General features: G+C 67.6%; 1 protein-coding gene. It reads right to left on the bottom strand.

What is annotated here, in order from left to right; genetic code table 11:
• Positions 1–166: 166 nt before the first annotated feature.
• The gene (locus MKK58_RS00590) at positions 167–406 is read right to left on the bottom strand and encodes a hypothetical protein (protein WP_243910276.1); all 240 of its coding nucleotides are present in this window, start codon (positions 404–406) and stop codon (positions 167–169) included.
• Positions 407–565: the final 159 nt, after the last annotated feature.

The raw sequence follows: 565 nt of genomic DNA, 5'->3' as shown, positions 1-565 counted from the left end.
CACTCGGCCAGGGATTTCGTAACAACCACCGGGTAGGCCTGTCGATTCCACCGGCCCCCGGAGAGGACCGTGGAACGAATCCCCGCACCCGATCCCAGACGTGTTCCCACGGGCGCGTGACCGTGTGCGGCAGCCCCGTCGCCAGAGGATGCTGCGATGATGACGTTCAACATTTTTGCCACCGCCGACCGTCACTTCCGGCACGGCGCGGGGCGACCATCGCCTTCGAGCGGGTGTGCATCGCCGGAATCCAGGGCAGCTCGGCGACCACGACGGCCTCGGCCTCGTAGAGGAGGTCGGCCCGCCGGGCGATGTCGCGCACGGCCGCCGCCCGGCGCATTAGGTCGTCGTAGGCGGGGTTGCTGTAGTGACCGAGGTTCAGCCCGGCATTGCCGTGTTCCAGCAAGAACAAAAAGTTCTGCGCCGCCGAGGTGCCAGACCTCGTCGCGGGGGCCGACGGTGGAGTTCCAGGCGTCGACGAGGAACTCGTCGTGCTCCTCGATGGAGGCGAACGGGCGGGACATCATCTTGAGCACCCCGCCGTGCCCGAAGTGATGGTCGGCGG

This window comes from Methylobacterium sp. J-078 (assembly GCF_022829285.1).
GTDB lineage: Bacteria > Pseudomonadota > Alphaproteobacteria > Rhizobiales > Beijerinckiaceae > Methylobacterium.
This window is presented reverse-complemented; position numbering and strand designations above follow the sequence as displayed.